The sequence below is a fragment of the Blastomonas natatoria genome (assembly GCF_003201955.1).
In the GTDB taxonomy this organism is placed as follows: domain Bacteria; phylum Pseudomonadota; class Alphaproteobacteria; order Sphingomonadales; family Sphingomonadaceae; genus Blastomonas; species Blastomonas natatoria.
In genome coordinates, this window is sequence record NZ_QJJM01000012.1 from 1 (window position 1) to 17,338 (window position 17,338).

The 17,338-nt window shown below is 64.5% G+C and carries 13 protein-coding genes, 2 tRNA genes and 1 pseudogene; 3 read left to right on the top strand and 13 right to left on the bottom strand.

The window, feature by feature from the left end; genetic code table 11:
- Positions 1-306 precede the first annotated feature (306 nt).
- Positions 307-1,461, top strand: coding sequence for an aminotransferase (locus tag C7451_RS14565; protein ID WP_110299706.1), 1,155 nt, complete (start codon positions 307-309; stop codon positions 1,459-1,461).
- 154 nt (positions 1,462-1,615) lie between these two features.
- Here the strand turns inward: C7451_RS14565 and C7451_RS14570 are convergent, their stop codons facing one another.
- Entirely contained in the window at positions 1,616-2,059 is a 444-nt protein-coding gene (locus C7451_RS14570) for a hypothetical protein (RefSeq protein WP_146215381.1), read from the bottom strand.
- A 250-nt stretch (positions 2,060-2,309) separates the two neighbouring features.
- Here C7451_RS14570 and C7451_RS14575 point away from each other — a divergent pair, with 250 nt between their 5' ends.
- The gene (locus C7451_RS14575; protein WP_110299708.1) at positions 2,310-3,200 is read left to right on the top strand and encodes a cobalamin B12-binding domain-containing protein; all 891 of its coding nucleotides are present in this window, start codon (positions 2,310-2,312) and stop codon (positions 3,198-3,200) included.
- 403 nt (positions 3,201-3,603) lie between these two features.
- Here C7451_RS14575 and C7451_RS14580 read toward each other — a convergent pair whose 3' ends face one another.
- From C7451_RS14580 to C7451_RS14610, 7 genes are read right to left on the bottom strand one after another with little or no spacing between them, the layout of a single operon-like run.
- Positions 3,604-4,305, bottom strand: a complete 702-nt coding sequence (locus C7451_RS14580) for a VIT1/CCC1 transporter family protein (RefSeq protein ID WP_110299709.1) — start codon at positions 4,303-4,305, stop codon at positions 3,604-3,606.
- 35 nt (positions 4,306-4,340) lie between these two features.
- A complete protein-coding gene (locus C7451_RS14585) occupies positions 4,341-5,573 on the bottom strand; it encodes a TolC family protein (protein ID WP_244181933.1) in 1,233 nt (410 codons plus the stop codon).
- Positions 5,570-8,680 carry an efflux RND transporter permease subunit gene (locus C7451_RS14590; protein ID WP_110299710.1) on the bottom strand — a complete coding sequence of 1,037 codons (3,111 nt, stop codon included), beginning with the start codon at positions 8,678-8,680 and terminating at the stop codon, positions 5,570-5,572. The genes C7451_RS14585 and C7451_RS14590 overlap by 4 nt, the downstream gene beginning before the upstream one ends.
- A gap of 4 nt (positions 8,681-8,684) precedes the next feature.
- Positions 8,685-9,809, bottom strand: coding sequence for an efflux RND transporter periplasmic adaptor subunit (locus C7451_RS14595; protein WP_110299711.1), 1,125 nt, complete (start codon positions 9,807-9,809; stop codon positions 8,685-8,687).
- A gap of 47 nt (positions 9,810-9,856) precedes the next feature.
- Positions 9,857-10,852, bottom strand: coding sequence for a sensor histidine kinase (locus tag C7451_RS14600; protein WP_244181935.1), 996 nt, complete (start codon positions 10,850-10,852; stop codon positions 9,857-9,859).
- 20 nt (positions 10,853-10,872) lie between these two features.
- Positions 10,873-11,544, bottom strand: coding sequence for a response regulator transcription factor (locus C7451_RS14605; protein WP_110299713.1), 672 nt, complete (start codon positions 11,542-11,544; stop codon positions 10,873-10,875).
- Positions 11,545-11,559: 15 nt separating this feature from the next.
- The gene (locus tag C7451_RS14610) at positions 11,560-12,309 is read right to left on the bottom strand and encodes a cytochrome b/b6 domain-containing protein (RefSeq protein WP_110299805.1); all 750 of its coding nucleotides are present in this window, start codon (positions 12,307-12,309) and stop codon (positions 11,560-11,562) included.
- A gap of 73 nt (positions 12,310-12,382) precedes the next feature.
- Here C7451_RS14610 and C7451_RS14615 point away from each other — a divergent pair.
- Positions 12,383-12,865, top strand: a pseudogene (locus tag C7451_RS14615) (recombinase family protein); the annotation flags it as partial.
- A gap of 77 nt (positions 12,866-12,942) precedes the next feature.
- Here C7451_RS14615 and C7451_RS14620 read toward each other — a convergent pair.
- From C7451_RS14620 to C7451_RS14640, 5 genes are all read right to left on the bottom strand, one after another.
- A complete protein-coding gene (locus tag C7451_RS14620; RefSeq protein ID WP_110299715.1) occupies positions 12,943-13,653 on the bottom strand; it encodes a hypothetical protein in 711 nt (236 codons plus the stop codon).
- Between the two features lie 239 nt (positions 13,654-13,892).
- Positions 13,893-13,969: transfer RNA gene (locus C7451_RS14625), tRNA-Pro, on the bottom strand.
- A gap of 50 nt (positions 13,970-14,019) precedes the next feature.
- Positions 14,020-14,096: transfer RNA gene (locus C7451_RS14630), tRNA-Ile, on the bottom strand.
- A 96-nt stretch (positions 14,097-14,192) separates the two neighbouring features.
- The gene (locus C7451_RS14635; protein ID WP_110299716.1) at positions 14,193-15,182 is read right to left on the bottom strand and encodes a polysaccharide deacetylase family protein; all 990 of its coding nucleotides are present in this window, start codon (positions 15,180-15,182) and stop codon (positions 14,193-14,195) included.
- Between the two features lie 75 nt (positions 15,183-15,257).
- On the bottom strand, positions 15,258-17,156 hold the full coding sequence (locus C7451_RS14640; RefSeq protein WP_110299717.1) for a sensor histidine kinase: 1,899 nt from the start codon (positions 17,154-17,156) through the stop codon (positions 15,258-15,260).
- Positions 17,157-17,338 lie beyond the last annotated feature (182 nt).

Sequence of the window (17,338 nt, forward strand, 5' to 3'; positions counted from 1 at the left end):
CGGCCCCGGCGCGATCGTCTGATCTTCGGGCGAACCGACTAGCGCAGCATCGCTGCCGCAAGCGTCCGGCCCGAGACCCAGGCGCTCTCGATCCGCCGTCCGACCAGCCAGTCACCGCACACCCCCAGCCTCGATCCTTCATCCCACAGCAGCGTCCGGCCCGCCGCGCCGCCGCATCGGGCAGGCAGCGCGCTGCACCCTGCATGGCCATGGCTATGGACATCGCCGCCCTTCGGATGCCAAGCCGGACCGAGCGAAGCACCGCGATTCTGCTGCCCGCTCCGCCCAGCAGCGCCCGGAGACAGGATGAACCCGATCTATCGCGACATGCCGACCACGATCTTCGAAGCCATGTCGATGCGCGCGCGCGAAACCGGCGCGATCAATCTTGGCCAGGGCTTTCCCGATGGCCCGATCAACCAGCAAGTCATCGTGATGGCCTGCGATGCGATGCACCACCGCTCGAACCAGTATCCGCCGATGGTCGGCCTGCCCGAACTGCGCGAAGCGGTGGCAGGCTGGTACGCGCGGCATCAAGCGCTCGATCTGAATCCTGCCGAGGTCGTGGTGACATCCGGCGCGACCGAGGCGATCGCCGCCGCGCTGCTTGCACTCATTTCACCGGGCGACGAGGTGCTGCTGTTCCAGCCGCTCTATGACGCCTATCTGCCGCTGGTCCAGCGCGCAGGCGGCACCGCGCGGATCGTCGACATGGACCGGACGCGCTGGCGCATCGACAGGGACAGCCTTGCCAGCGCCATCGGCCCGCGCACCCGTCTGCTGGTGTTCAACGATCCGATGAACCCGATGAGCACCTGCGCGCACCCGGACGACCTTGCGCTGCTCGCCCGGACATGCCTGGACCATGATCTGATCGCGGTCTGCGACGAAGTGTGGGAAGCGCTTGTCTATGACGGGGCGCCGCACCGGTCGCTGATGCAGCAGCCGGGCATGCGAGAGCGCACGGTAAAGATCGGCTCTGCGGGCAAGATTTTCGGCCTGACCGGTTGGAAACTGGGCTGGATGTGCGCCGCTCCGCCGATCGCCCGCGTGCTCGCCAAGGCCCATCAGTTCCTCACCTTCACCAGCCCGCCGCACCTGCAATGGGCCGTGGCCGAGGGGCTGGACACCCAGGATGCCTGGATTGCGGCGGCGCGCGACGAGCATCAGGCCAGCCGCGACTTCTTCTGCGCAGGGCTTCAGGCCCTCGGCCTCGCCACACTGCCGTCGGCGGCAACCTATTTCGTCACGGTCGATCTCGCAGCTTCGGGCCTCGTGCTGGACGATATCGCATTCTGCGAACAGATCCTCGCCCGGGCCGGTGTCGCTGCCATCCCGATCTCGGCCTTTTACGCGGAGTCCGCCCCGACGCATCTGGTGCGTTTCTGCTTCGCCAAGCACCGATCGACCTTGCAGACAGCGCTGGACGGCCTCGCAAGGGCATTGCCCGTTCTTCGATGATCTCGCCCGTGCACGAAATCCGGGATACACGCGGGCTTGCGGCCGGGATAGCCGATCGATCGGGCTTGCGCGTCAAGCGTCACGCCGGAAGGCATTGCACATCAGAGCGGCTGGGCAGATTTGCAGCCATACACTGACACACCCGGACGAGCCGTCAGTTCGAGGCGCCGACAGCCATCGGGAGGTTGCGGGCCAGGCAAGGCTCGAAACGATAATCCGACGGTATCGCGATGGGTCGCGGCAGATAGGGGCGGTGCCAATGGGTGCCGGCCTTCATGGTGACCTTGCTTGCGGGCTTCCAGGCAGGCACCGCTTCGGTCATGCGCTGGAGCCGACGATCGCTTGCCGACCCGCTTGCAATATAGGGACCGAAAACCGGCTGGACGCGGACAGCGGCTCCAAGCGAGGGCGGCGGGGCTGGAACAAATCCGGGCCCTGACAGAATTGTTACTGTCACGATATGCGCACGCTCCAGCGCACGATGTTTCGCAAACTTGTCGCGTATCAGCCCGATATTGACCGAGATCGCCTGCCAGGTCACGAAACCTGCGAACGCCAGCACAGCGGCAAAGAAAGCAGCAGAAATTGTCAAGGTCATCGCCATGTCCCTCCTTGCGAGAGCGGATTGCCCTCTGGCCGTGACATGCAGCAATCTGTGTATAACATTGTGGATAGTCGCTTGTCCAATGTTTTGGACACTTGATGTTATAAACGGCCGATTTCGGGTTGCCGGCAGCGGCCATCTCATGCTTTGTTGAGCGATTATCACGAACTTCTCGACAAGTGCCGTCGGCTGTGATGTTCTGTCTCCAGACTGCTGCGGTGGGACGCACGCACGGGAGAGGACCATGGGGCGAGGCTCGCAGGCATCGATTCCGCAGATCGATCAACGCATCCTGCAAAAGCTGGAAACACATTTCGTGGCGCCGGACATCTACCGGCGCGGCGATCTTGCGCTGCGCCAGAGCCAGCTTGCGCACATGGTGTCGGACAAGGTGATACCGCAACTGCTGCGCCTGCATGAAGAGATCGTCCCCGAGGCGCCGTCGGTAGATGCAATGATCGCAGCGCTGGCGCCTGATCGCACCGATATTGCGGGCCTCGCGAACATCGTGCTGGGTGACGATCTTGAAGCTGCGGTGCGCTATGTCATCGCGCTGCGCGAGCGCGGGCTTTCGATGGAAACGCTGTTCATCGAGCTGCTCGAACCGACGGCCCGACACCTGGGCGAGATGTGGGACAATGATGCCTGCGACTTCATTGATGTGACCCTGGGCGTGGCAAGGCTCCAAAAGCTGCTGGCGGCCTTCAACGACACGCATAGTTCCGATGCACTCGACATGCGACGCACCGTCCTGATGGCCATGACGCCCGGAGACCAGCATTTCTTCGGGGTGACGATGGTGGAGCGGTTTCTCGAGGCGGCCGGCTGGAAGGTCCAGACCGAAACCGCAGCCACGGCCGACCAGATTGCCGACGCGGCCAGGACGCGCTGGTTTGCGGTGGCGGGCCTCACCGCCGGCTCCACCCAGATGATCGACAGCCTGGCCGAGACTATCGACCTGATCCGCAAGCGGTCGCAGAACCCCCATATCGGCATCATGGTGGGCGGACCGCTTTTTTCAGAGGACCCTTCGCTGGTGGCAGTCGTCGGTGCTGATGCAACCGCTCCCAGTGCGCCTGCGGCCGTGCTGGTGGCTCAGAAACTCTCGGACGCAGCCTCCGCGCATCTGAACTGAGCCGCGACCATATCGCCACGCACCAGCCAGTTCACGGCCAGCCTGTGGCCCCATGTGCGATGCAGGACACCATTGCGCCTGCGCGATGACGTCCTCCAGCGTGCGCATGGCGTTGTCGGTGATGGAATCCTGATTTGGCCTGAGATGAGCAGAGTCTCACCACCTCATTCGAACAAAGATGGAACGATTCTGTCAATCGGTGTGCTCGATCCGCAGCACGACAACCGCGCCGTACCCTGCATAGCCGGAGGTGATCGCGTATATCTAGCTGCCGATGGCTCGCCGGATCGAGATGTCCAAGGCTTACCCGAGCACCCGCACCCGGATGCAGGCAATCAGGCGCAGCCCGGCAGCTAATGCCATCGACCGGCCCTCGCCCAGTATTTGCGTTTGCGCGCGGAAATCAGACAGCCGTGCCAACCAGTTTCCCGATGCCAGCCGTGAGCGCCATGGCGAGCGCGCCCCAGAAGACCACGCGAGCGATCGGGCGCATCATGGCGGCGCCGCCTGCACGCGCGCTGACCCCGCCAAGCAGCGCAAGAAACAGGATCGAACCACCCGCTTCGCCGACGACCATCCAGGCCATTGGCAGAATTGCCGCGAGCACCAGCGGAAGCAATGCGCCCACCGTGAAGGTCAGGGCGGACGTAAACGCGGCTTGCAACGGCCTGGCAGCCGTCAGATCGTTGATGTGCAGCTCATCGCGCGCATGGCTGCCCAGGGCATCGTGCGCCATCATCTGCGCGGCGACGATTTCGGCCGTGGCGTGGTCGAGCCCGCGCCCGACATAAATTCCGGCCAGTTCGGCGCGTTCCATTTCCGGGTCATTCGCCAGCTCAGCACGCTCGCGCGCCAGATCGGCGGCTTCGGTGTCGGACTGGCTGCTGACCGACACATATTCGCCCGCCGCCATCGACATCGCCCCTGCGACCAGGGCCGCAGAACCGGCCACCAGCAAAGCCTGCCGATCGGCGCCCGAGGCTGCGACACCCAGAATGAGGCTGGCCGTCGAAACGATGCCGTCATTTGCACCCAGCACGGCGGCGCGCAGCCACCCGATCCTGGCGATTTGGTGGCTCTCGGCGTGCATCGGTGCTCTTGGCATGGTTCGTCCCCTTGAAGCTCAGCAGCGAACCTGTCCTAAAGTTCGTCACTGATCCAGATGCTGTGGCTGTCGATCAGGATGCGGGTGATGGCGCGCAGCGCCGCAGTGCGCGCCTGCACCTCTGCACGAAACATGTCCTGTGTCTGCCGCTCGGCGAGCAGCAGATCAGCAAGGTCAATCGCGCCGAGGTCATAGCCCTTGCGCATCTTGAGCACTGCGGCAACCTGCGCCTTTGCCCCCTCCCGGCTGCGCTGCCACGCGGCCCATGCAGCGTCGGCATTGACGACATCGGTATCGGCCATTTCCTGCACGTCAAACCCGACAGCGGCTGCTTCAGCGGAAGCGGCGGCCGCCTCGTTGCTGGCGCGATCGGCGAGCGCGCTGCGGTGCCGCCCGCCAAGCGGGATGGTCGCGATCAGGCCGAGGCCGGTTTCCTGCCCGCTGCGTTCGCTGAAGGCGCGCACGCCGATGCTGGGATCGGCAAACCGGTCGCGCCGCGCGCGATCGGCCAGCGCCTGCAACCGCTCGGCCTCGGCTTTGGCCGCGCCGATTTCATGGCTGCGCTCGATGACGAGGCTGCGCAGTTCGGCAAGGCTCGCCTGCGGCATTTCCGGCAGCGGCAGCTCGCCGGGCGTGGCAGGCAGCGCAAGGCCCGGAAACTGCGCCTGAATCCTGACCTTGGCCAAGTCGGCACGCCCCGCCGATTGCTGGACCTGCAAACGCGTCGCACCGAGTGCCGCTTCGGCCTGATCGACCTCCATCGGCGCCGCATCGCGCAGTTCCGCCCGCCGGCGGATGCTGGCGAGCGAGCGCTCCAGATTCTGCACCGCCTGCGCGTCGATCTGCTGCTCCGCTGCTGCCCCCAGCCAGTCCCACCAATAGTCGGCGAGCAGCAGAGCCGCCTGATGCCGCGCGTCCTCCATCCGGTTTTCGGCCGCCTCGATTCCCGAAGCGCCTGCCTGTCGGTCGAGCCGCGCCTTACCGGGCAGCCGGATCGGGCGGCTCAGCGATGCGTCGAACTCCGCATAGCGTCCCTCGCGATCGACGGTGCGCTGGATCGCGCTGGTCGTGAGCTGGAACTCGTGCGGACCAGCCCGCAAGGCTTCGCCATCCGCACGCGCCGCCTCGATCCGCGCCATGGCCGCAAGCACCGAAGGGTGCTGATCAAGCGCTTCGCGCACCTGCGGCTCGGGAGGCAGACCAGGCTGCGCCATGGCTGGGCCGGCGCTGGCCAGCAGCGCGGCTATCAAAGCGAACCCGCGCATCATGCAAGCTCCCCTGCGGCATCGTCCATCGCGTCCGCCTGGCGTTCGGCGCGGCTCTCGCCGAAGCGCTGATAGAGGATCGGCAGCAGGATCAGCGTCAGCATGGTCGCGCTTACCAGCCCGCCGATGACGACGATCGCCAGTGGCCGCTGGATTTCCGATCCGGGCCCGGTGGCAAACAGCAGCGGCACCAGCCCGAAAGCGGCGATCGTCGCGGTCATCATGACGGGTCGCAGTCGGCGTGCCGCGCCCTGCCGCACTGCCTGCTCCAGCGTCAGCCCGTCCTCGCGCAGCTGGCGGAAGCATGTGACCATGACGAGCCCGTTGAGCACCGCAATGCCAAGCAAGGCGATGAACCCGACCGAGGCGGGGACCGAAAGATACTCACCCGACAATGCCAGCGATATGATGCCGCCGACCATCGCAAAGGGGATGTTGACGAGGATCAGCAACGAGGCGCGCACCGAGCCGAGCGTCGCGTAAAGCACCAGGAAGATCAGCACGAGCGAGATCGGCAGCACCACCATCAGCCTTGCCGAGGCCCGCTGCTGGTTCTCGAACTGCCCGCCCCAGACGAGGCGATAGCCCTGCGGCAGTTTCACATTCGCCTCGATGTCGCGCTTGGCGTCATCAACATAGCCGACCAGATCGCGGCCCCCGACAAATGCCTGCACCATGGCGTAGCGCGAGCCGTTCTCGTGCTCGAGCTTCACCGGCCCTGCGACCTGGCGGATCTGCGCAACATCGCTGGCACGGACGAGCTGGCCCGATGGCGATTGATAAAGCTGGTCGGCGAACAGCGCCGGGTCTATGCCTTCGCTGCCCGAGCCCTTGATCATCACCGGCACCCGCCGGCCCGCCTCGGTAACGGTCCCGGCGCGCACGCCTTCCACATTGGCGCGCATCATGTCCTGAAGCAGGTCGATCGGCATGCCTGCGCGGCCCGCTGCCACCCGGTCCATATCGAGCTGAAGATAGTCCACGGTGTCATTGGCAACAGTCGTCGCTTCTGTCGTGCCGTCGATCTTCTCCAGCCGCCCCTGGATCTCGCCTGCAAGCCGCGAAAGCTCCTTCAGGTCCGGGCCGAACAGCTTGATGACCAGATCGCCGCGCGCACCGGTCAGCATTTCCGAGATGCGCATCTCGATCGGCTGGGTGAATGTCGGTTCGATGCCTGGAAAGTCGTGCATCACTTTGCGGATCTGATCGGTCAGCCACGCCTTGTCCGCCCGGCGCCATTCTTCGCGAGGCTTGAGCTGGAGAAAGCTGTCGGTCTCGTTCGGGCTCATCGGGTCGAGGCCGAGTTCGTCGCTGCCGACACGCGCGATGACCGCCTCGATCTCCGGCACATCGGCGAGCAGCGCTTTCTGAACCTTCATGTCGCCCGCAGTGCTGTGATCAAGGCCAATGCTGGGCAGCTTGGTCAGTTGCACGATGATCGAGCCTTCATCCATGGTCGGTAGGAACGTCTTGCCGGTAACCGCATAAGCTCCGCCTGCCAGCACCAGCGCAGCGCCCGCACCGATGAAGACCCGGCGCGGATGCGCGAAGCTGGCATCAAGCAACCGCGCATAGCGCGGCGTCATCCAGCGCATCAGGACAGGCTCGTGGTGCCCCTCGATGCGCTTGAGGCCATAGAATGCGAGCACCGGCACCAGCGTCAGCGAAAGGATCAGCGCGGAAAGAAGCGCGAGCACGATGGTCATGGCGACCGGCGCGAACAGCTTCCCCTCCAGCCCTTCCAGCGTCAGCAACGGCAGGAAGACCAGGGCGATGATGGCCATGCCCGAAGCGACCGGAGTCGCAACCTCAGCCGTCGCGACGAACACCGCGTTGAGCTTGCTCGTGCCTCGGTGCCTGGCATCGGACAAGCGCTCGACGACATTCTCGACCACCACCACCGCGCCATCGACCAGCATGCCGACCGCGATGGCGAGGCCGCCAAGGCTCATGAGGTTCGCGGTCAGCCCGATCGAGCGCATCCAGGTGAAGGTCATCAAAGCGGCCATGGGCAGCGCGAGCGCGACGATCACCGAGGCACGGACATCGCCCAGGAAAAGCAGCAGCAGGATGATGACGAGCACGGTCGCCTCGAGCAGTGCCTTTTCCACCGTGCCGACAGCACGACCGATCAGGTCCGAACGATCATAAAAGGTCGCGATGGTCACGCCCGGCGGCAGCGTCGGCTGCAATTCCTCGAGCCGCTGCTTGATTCCGGCGACGATCTTGCTTGCATCCGCGCCGCGCAGGCCGATCACCAGCCCCTGCACGGCCTCGCCGCTGCCGTTCTTGGTCACTGCGCCATAGCGGGTGAGACTGCCCATGCGCACGATGGCGACATCGCCCACGCGCACGACATTGCCGTTGGTGCTCCGCACGACGACCGAGGCAAGGTCGTCGAGCGAGGCAATGGCCCCGACCGAGCGCACGATCAGCGATTCCTCTGCCACGCCGAGGCGACCAGCGCCGTCATTGCGGTTGCTTGCCTCGATCGCGGCTTTCAGATCTTCGATGGTGAGGCCGACGGCGGCCAAGGCTGCGTTGTCGGGCCGCACTTCATAGGTCTCGACCAGTCCGCCCAGCGCATTGACATCGGCGACACCGGGCACCGTGCGTAATGCCGGGCGCACAGTCCAGTCGAGCAGCCGCCGCTTCTCGGTCAGCGACAACGGCCCTTCGATGGTGAACATGAACATGTCGGACAACGGCGTCGAAATCGGTGCCATGCCGCCTTCGACCGTGGCGGGCAGATCTGCGGTCGCATTGGCCAGCCGCTCGGCGACCTGGCTGCGCGCCCAGTAGATGTCGGTGCCGTCGGCAAAATCGATGGTGATGTCGGCGATTGCATATTTGGCGACCGATCGCAGCACGGTCTGCTTCGGGATACCCAGCATCTCCATCTCGATCGGCGTGATGACCCTGCTTTCCACCTCTTCGGGCGTCATGCCGGGGGCCTTCAGGATGATCTTGACCTGGGTCGAGCTGATGTCGGGAAAGGCATCGATCGGCAGGTTGACGAACGACCAGGCACCCAGCGCCGCGATGGCGAGCGAGAGCCCTGCGACCACGAGGCGAAAATTGAGCGAGGTTTCGACGAGCTTGCGCAGCATGCGCTCAGTTCCCTGCCAGCAGCATCTTGAGTTCGCTCAGGCCCGATACTGCCACCTTGTCGCCCGGCTTCAAGCCATCGGACAGGATCGTCCGGTCGCCGGACTGGCCTGCCACGGTGACTGCGCGCGGCGCAAAGCCCTTGCCGGTTTTCAGCAGCGCATGCGGCTTGCCGTCGATCTGCGTGATGGCGCTGGAGGGCACGCTGACGCCAGGTTGCGCACCATCGGCTTGGATCACCACCATCACCGATTTGCCCGCGACCAACGGCGGCGCGCCGTCGATCCGCGCCTTGGCGATGATCGACCGTGTCGCCGGATCGAGCGATGCTCCAACCGAAACGATGCTGCCAACGATTTCGGGCATCGCGCCGGAAGCGGGCACCACGATGCGCATGCCGGGGCGCACCTTGCCTGCCAGCCTTTCGGGCAGTTGAAGGTCCAGCGTGAAGGCAGAGCTGTTCTCGATCACAAACGGCGCGGACGTCGCCATCACAGGCCCGCCGACCTGCGCGGTCATAGTGGCGACCCTGCCGCTGATCGGCGCGCGCAGCGTAACCTCGCCAGCGCTGCTTGCCCCTGCCTGCCGCAATATGCGGGCATTCTCTGCAACATCGGTGCGCGCGACGCGAATGGCTGCATTCATCTCGTCGGCGCGTGCGCCCGCGATAATGCCTTCGTCTACCAGCTGGCGGGTGCGTGACGCGCTCGCTTCGGCAAGTCCCAGCCGCGCCTGCGCACGCGCAAGCTCTGCGCCATATTGCAATGGCTCGCGGCTCTTGACCGTCGCCAGAGGCTGCCCTGCCGATACCTGCTGGCCTTGAATGACATGCAGTCGGACGATCGCGCCATCGAACGGCGCGGTGACCGCCACCTGCGCTTCCGGCGGAAGCGTTATGGCTGCGGGGACGGTGCCCATGGGCACGTCCCCCGCAGCCTCTGCCGACACGGTTTGAATGCCCAGACGCCGCAATTGCTGCGAACTGAGCATACCGGGGGCGGTCTTCGTGTCGGCAGTCTCCTCACTGGCAGCATCGGGCTGACCCGATCCACCGAGAAACTGATAGCCTGCAGCAACGCTGACAATCGCCAGCGCTGCCAGGCTTGCGGAGATGATCTTTGCCCTGTCCATGAGGGCCTTCGTGCCGGGCGAAGCTGACGGCTACCTGACAATGGCCTCTAATGACCGAAATCGAGGATCAGGCTGCTGGTCGCGGGGTCGGTGCGGATCGATCCGCCATGAACCTGCATGATCCGGTGCACGATGGCGAGGCCAAGACCCGCACCATCGGGACTGGCATGGTCGGCCCGCGCGGTGCGCTGGATCAGCCGGTCGAGCTGATCTTCCGAGAGGCCCGAACCTCCATCTGCAACACGCAGCGAAGGGCTATCGTCCACAACTACCCGCACCGTGCCAGCAGGAGGCGTGACGCGCACGGCATTTTCGATCAGGTTGCGCAAGGCAGCGCCGATGGCCTCGCGCCGGCCGCGCACGACAGGCGATGGGCCAGTGCTGACCAGTTCGATCATTCGGCCCGAAGCGATCACGACCGGCGCTGCGCGGGCAATGACGTCGCTGGCGAGCTCCGCCAGATCGACGTCATCGGTGGCTGTGGCCGCTGCCTCCTGCGCATCCATTTGCGCCAGCAGCATGAGTTGATCGATCAACCGCCGCATGGCTGCGACATCGCCCTTGAGGCGCGCGGCCTGATCGCCATCCATCCCGTCGAGTTCGAGCATCATGGCGGCGAGCGGCGTGCGCCACTCATGGGCGACGTCGGCAGCAAAGGCTTCCTGCCGCGCTGCCGATTGCTCCAGCCGCCCCAGCATCATGTTGACCGCATTGGTGAACGGGAGGATCTCGGCCGGGAGATGCGCATCATCGACGCGAATGTTGCGGTCCTGGCCCGATACCGCATTGAGCCGCTCGGTCGCATCGGCGAGCGGTTGCAGTGCGCGCCGCATGACGAAGTGGATGGCAAGCATCATCGGGACGACCAGAGCCAGCACGGGCAGCACGACATGCTCGGCCATCTCCCGCAGCGCAGCGCGCAAGGCATCCGAACCCGACATGGCCGCAAAGCTGCTCCAATATTCGAGCAGCACCGCAGCGAGCAGAAGGATCGTGCCACCGCTGACGACGACAGCGAGCCCGCGTGCGAGCGAACGAAACATGGAGGGTGTGCCCGACGCCATCATCCGCTCCGCAGCATGTAACCGACGCCGCGCACCGTATGCAGCTGCCCGGCCATCCCGGCTTCTTCCAGCTTGCGGCGCAAGCGCGAGACTATGGCTTCGACGGCATTCGGCGTTACCGGCTCGTTGAAACTGTAAAGCCCGTTCTCGATCGCTTCACGCACCACGACGGTGCCCAGGCGTCGCATCAGCAGCTCCAGAAGATCAGCTTCGCGGCGCGACAGATCCATGACGCGATCTCCCACCCGCGCTTCGCGTGTCACCGGATCGAAGCGCAGAGGCCCGTTCTCCAGCATGCTAACCGCGCGCGGACCGGGTCGTCTCAGCAAGGCACGGACGCGCGCTGCCAGTTCCTCGATGTCCACCGGCTTCACCAGATAGTCATCCGCCCCGGCATCGAGCCCGGCAATGCGGTCCTCAAGCCCGCCGCGCGCCGTGAGCATCACTGTCGGGATCAGTTGGCGCAAGGATCGCTGATGCTGAAGCCAGGCAAGGCCGTCACCGTCCGGCAGACCCAGGTCGAGAACGATCGCATCGAACGTCGCACCTGCGAGGCAGTCCTCTGCTGTGGCCAGATCGGGGGCTATATCGCAGATGAAACCACGTCGCCCGAGACCTTCGGCGATCAGGCTGGCAAGGCGGTCGCTGTCCTCGACGATCAACAGGCGCACGGCTGGTGTCCTGTCTCAATCGTCATGATCGTCGCTGCGGCGTTGACCTTGGCCAGCCTCGCCAGTTGAGTGCTGGCCGGCATGTTCGGCATATTCGGCTTCCTCGTGTGATCTGGGCGTGAAGGCGTCCCGATCATAGCGGGTGATGCCGAAAACCGACAGAGCGACAACAGCCACTGCCGACAGATGTGCAAGCACGCGACCCTTGCGCGGCTGCCTCACCGGGGGCGTCCCGTCGGCGGCCTTGCGACCCGTCACCATGGCCGCCACCAGATTGTCGCGCGTAAGCACGGACATCACCACCACGCCGATGACGTGGACGACCACAAGGCCAAGCAAGGCGAAAGCCAGCGCTTCGTGCAGATCCTCGCTGCCAAACCCGCTGGTCATCTGAGCGCCGGTCCATGTTACCGCCGCTGTGGCTCCCAGCAGCGCCAGCACCGCCAGTCCGCCCAGCGGATTGTGCCCGAGCGATCGCTGTGGCTTGCCAGACAAGAGTTCCCGCACATGGGGGATCACGGCGCCAGGCTTCACGAAATTCGCAAATCGCGCCTGGGCATTGCCGATAAACCCCCAGCACAGGCGAAAGATGATCAGCACCACAGCGATCCATCCGGCGGCCATGTGCCAGGCGCTGAGCGGGCTGCCTTCTTCGGACGAAACAAATGCCAGGGCAATCGCCGCGACCAGCGACCAATGGAACAGTCTGACCGGAAGGTCCCAAACGAGAACCGAAGAGTGAACGGGGTGTGTTGCATGTGCCATGGCAGCCTCCTGTGCGAGACGGTCTGCCACGTCTGGCTGACGGCAGCCTGACGGCCAGTTCGACAAGGAATTCGTAGACGAAGGCATTAGTGGTGCGACGCCTGCGGCGTCCCGTCCAGCCTTCGCCAAGCTGATGTCGTATGTCCGTGAAGGTGACACGATCTTCGTCTACGTGCTCGACCCGCTCGGCCGCGATGCTCTCGACGTCCAGGCCATGGTCCGCAGATTGCTGGACATGGGCGTCACGCTCGACGTCCACGGTCTCGGCCCCATCGGTCGCGGCGTCAGTGAGCACATTGTCGCTGTACTGGCCCAAATCGCCGACATGGAGCGCATGCGGATCAAGGAGCGATGCGATAGCGGTCGAGCCGCAGCGAGAGCATCGGTGGAGGCCACTGGGCGCACCCACAAGGGCAAGGCAAGACTTGGCCGCCCCAAGGCCGCTGACGCCGCTCAGGTCGCAGCATGGAGGCGCGAGCACGGCGCAACCATCGCCGCGACCATGGCGCATCTCGGAATCAGTCGAGCGACGGTAGCTCGGTATTGCGCCGCATGAAATCCCTCGCCGACCGGTTTCGGGAACGAAGCGACCGATAGCGCACGACCGATAATGGGTGGGAACCGGACATTCGGCTATTCGGCTTTGCCGAGGTCAACTCGGTGTTCAGCGCACCATTCGCCGAAGTCTGAATACCCGCTTTGACGGAACGTTAGCCAAGACCTTGCGATCTCACGAAGGCGAGCCACCTCGGCCACTCGTTGCTCCCGTCGGAGAGGATCAGTGATCTGATCGGCTACAGCTTCGGCTTCCCGCAACTCATTAAGGTCTGCCTTGGGATCACCAAGGTAGCCCCAAGGGATTTCGTGTTGATTGTATTCAGCGTCAGAAGTCAGCCAATCGAAAAGAGCCAGTCTGGCTTCATCATGCGTGGGATCCAAAGCGATTGCTCGCTGCAAGTGGAAGCGCTTGAGCGCGAAGACGTTGCCAGGAGGAGGAACAGCTATCATCGCCGTAAGGAAATGAGCCTCTGCACACGAGGGCTCGCGCTCAACCCACTCTCGCAGTGTGGGACTAACGAACTTAGTCAGAAGCGGCTGCGGTAGCAGCCGAGCATCGTTGAGCACCTTCCAGCGTCGATCCGCAAGCCAGCGCGTCAATCGGAGGCGCTCATCAAACGGCCAGCCAACTGCCTCAGCAAGGAATGAAGTCAACACGGCGAGCGCACCTGCTCGGAGGCCCTTGCCTCGGTTGTCAAAATACGCGGCTAACGGTCGCCACTTTTCCTCTGCCGCCGCCTCTCTGGCAATCCGCGTAAGCTGGTCGAGATCATCCGGCGACGGCATGAGCACTTATCGCGGCACAGCCGAATGTTCGCAACGGGGTCGAAAAAAACTTCCGGTTCTGGCGACAACAGGACCAAAGTTGACCGGCCAGTCTGGGCAAGCAAGGATCGACGAGTCCGACGATGCGAGGCTGTCACAGCCCACGAGTGGCTGTCCGGGAGCCACTAAGGGCTCACACACCCGCGTTGGATGACCCGACGAAGCAAGTCGATTTCCCCGGAACCCGTAAGCCGAATCGTTGGTCGGGGAGACAGGATTCGAACCTGCGACCCTCTGCTCCCAAAGCAGATGCGCTACCAGGCTGCGCTACTCCCCGATCCTGCGCGTTGCGCCGGCCGATCCCTGGTGGTCTCGTTCAGGACGGACTGGTGGGCCCGGAGGGACTCGAACCCCCGACCTAGCCGTTATGAGCGGCCAGCTCTAACCAACTGAGCTACAGGCCCGTCCCGGCTGTGCCAGAGGCGCGGTTACCGCAGGCATGCCCCGCATGGCAAGCGCGAAAAGCGAAGACTGCGCTTTCCTATCCTCCGCATCGGCGCTCAGCGCACGATCCCGGCGTCAATCTCGGCAAGGCTGGTCGGTCTGACACCTCGTTCGGCCAGATAGGACAGCACGTGGTGCCACCAGTCGTAAAAAGCGGTGACGTCTTCATCCTTGCGCACATAGGGCGTGTACCCGGGCTTGAGCGAAGGCGAGTGGAACGAGAAGTTGAGAATGGGCAGGCCATCGTCGAGCGCGATGTCGATGCCGCGGATCACCTCGTCGACCGTGATGCCTTCGGGCGTCAGTGAAATCCGCTCGAGCAACCGGCCGCGCGCCATCAGCGATTTGGTGACGCTTGCCATCTGCGCCAGCGGAAACAGGCTACCCTGTCGGCGCAACAGACCCCAATAGACCGAAGTGACCGGCAACTCGACGATGCCCAGCTTGCGGTCGAGCCAATAGGGCTCCAGCGGATATTGCGAGAAATCCGGCCCTTCCGCCTTTCTGTAATCGAAGTTCGCACGCACCGAGGTATCGAATCGCACCCCGGCCTCGCGCAGCAGGTTGAGCGTCTCGTTGCCGATGCCATAACGCCCGGCGCGATAGGCGATCGGCTGCTTTCCCGTGGCCTCGGCAATCGCATCGCGCAGCATGTAGAATTTGGCGCGCTCCAGCTCCTTGGGCAGGTTGCCGGCATAGGTGTTGCGCTGCGTCACTTCTTCGTCGAACGGCGGGTTGACCCAGGGGTGAAGCTGGATCCCGACCTCGGCCCGCCCTTCCCGCACCAGCTGGCCGTAGATCTCACGCCCGCGCGGGTCGGAAATGATCGGCCAGTCGACGAGATACAAAGGCGTTACGCCGTAATCCTCGCATAATTTCTGAAAGTCGGTGATCGCCTCGATCGCTTCGAGCGAATAGGCTTCGCGTTCAATCGGCCTGGTCCAGTCGAACTCTTCCTCGACATCGACCGTCACCAGATAGCGCTGGCCGAATTCGGGTGAGAAACGGACGAAATCATCCTTGCCCGGCAATCTTGCAAAAGTCATGCGCCAACAACTCGCAGCGTCGCAATGGATCGGCTTGGCACCCCCCGGCTGCCGCCCCGCACGCGCTCCTCCCGCTTACGAGCGCGCCGCTTCTGCGCTAGGCCGGGCATTGGGCAAGGTCAAGCGCAGAGCTTCAGCCTCGATACCCAGCTGACCGCCCTGGGTGACCAGCAGGTTGCGGACAAGGCGCAGGCAGAACCCGAGGCCAAGCAGCGGACCGCCCTGGCTCGCGCGAGGATCGGCCCGATCGACATCGAGCAGCGCCCGTTCGTCCATCTGTGCCAGTGCCCTGGGCCGGCTGAACGCAATCTCGATGCCCTGCACCGTCGTCTCGAAGGTCACTGAAAGGCTTTCGCCCGGCTCGCAGCTGCCGATCAGCGCGCCTGCCAGGCGCGGCACGACGCGGTCCACCGCCTGTACCGACATGGCAACCATCGCATCCTGGGGCACCGGGCCCAGAACCAGCGCCACGCCGGTATAATCCAGCAAGGGCGCAACCCGCGTGGAGAGCCGTTCTGCGAGGTCGCTCAGCAGCACATGGCCTGCCGGATCATCGATCGCATTGCGATCGAGCCGCAGTGCCGTGTCCAGATCATCGAAACCGCTGAGCAGCTGGCGTGCGTCATGGCGGATGCGCTCGGCCATCTGGCGGTATTCGGACGAGACCGGGCCGAACAGCTGCTGCTCGATGATTTCCGAAAAGCCCATGATCGCGTTGAGCGGCGTGCGCAGTTCATGCACGATCTGGCGCAGACCATCGCGTCCGGCCAGACCTGGGACAGCCGCATCGGGCCCTGCGCTCTCCCACGGAAGCGGCCGCCGCAGCGTGCCGCTATAGCCGGTGAAGCGACCGGTCGCCCGGTCAAAGCACGGATCGGCATCGACCCGCCATTCGCCCGCCAGCGATGCCGCACTGCCCAGATCGGCGCGTCCGCTGCGGATGGGCATGCGCCGACTGAACGCGGTGGAAACCGCAGCATCGACGCCGCGAAAACCGCTCAGCGCTGGCTGCGCCAGCGACAGGCCATGCACCATGCCCAGCAGCATGCCGCGCGTGCTGATGATGGTGCCATCGATGCCGGTCGCGAACTGGAAATGCTGGTGTCCCTCGGGCCAGATTCCGCGCGGCTCGTCATCGCCTTCGCGACCGCCGTCCGGGTTCGCCAGCGCATTTTCCAGCTGGTCCCAGCCCTCGCGCCCGCTCGGCTCCTGCTCCATGGCCTGGCGGATGCGGACTTCCTGCAGCGCCTCGATCCGCCTGACGATCTCGCCGATGCTCTGCGGTCCGGCCGGGGAAGGCGCAGGCTGCGGCACATCATCGGCCTGAATTTCGACCTCGACCGAAATCTCGGGCGACAGTTCGGTATTGGCCTGCGTGATGGTTTCGACGGCCTGGGCATATTCGAGGTTTGCCGCCACCGGTTCGACCGGCGATGCTCCATCGCCGGAAAGAACCTCAATCTCCGCTACGCCCGGATCAGCCTCATGAGTGGTGACCAAACTGGCCGCAGCCTCGGCACGGAGCGCGCTGGACGCGACCGGCAATGCAGTGTCGTAAAGGCCCAGCTGATCGAGCAGCGCCTGAGTCTGCGGTCCCAGATCGCGCCGGTGACGCAGGAAACCCCGCGCGCGGGTGGGCAGCGCGCGCACCAGTGCGGCCCAGGTGGCATCGTCGAGCCGCGCCGCGCGGATCGCTGCGCTGGCAATATCGGGCTTTTCCGATGCGAGATACTGGACGAGCACCGGCGACACCAGTCGGCCGGACAGACATTGAACGGTCAGCAGGCGATCCGCGTCACTGATAGTCCCACGCAGTTCGTGAATTCTGGCCAGCGCGGCCGCATGTCCCTCATCAAGATCATCGCCCGAGACCTGGCCCAGAATGTCGACGAGCTGGCGATATTGCGCGACTGCCGCCGTCCCTGAAGGGACCGCACCGGCCAGAACGGTGGAAAGGCGGTCATCATAGCGCATCGGCTTGGCAGGGGTCCTTGATAGACTCTGGATAGTTGGTCGGGCGATGCCCTGCGATACACAAGACGGACGCTGTCAGACAAGGGATAGCCAGTGCAGCCGGTCGGCGAAAGGGCGCTTTTTGTCGCGTCGCAATGTGGGACAATTGCGTTACCGAATAATTATATTATAGATGGGTGGCG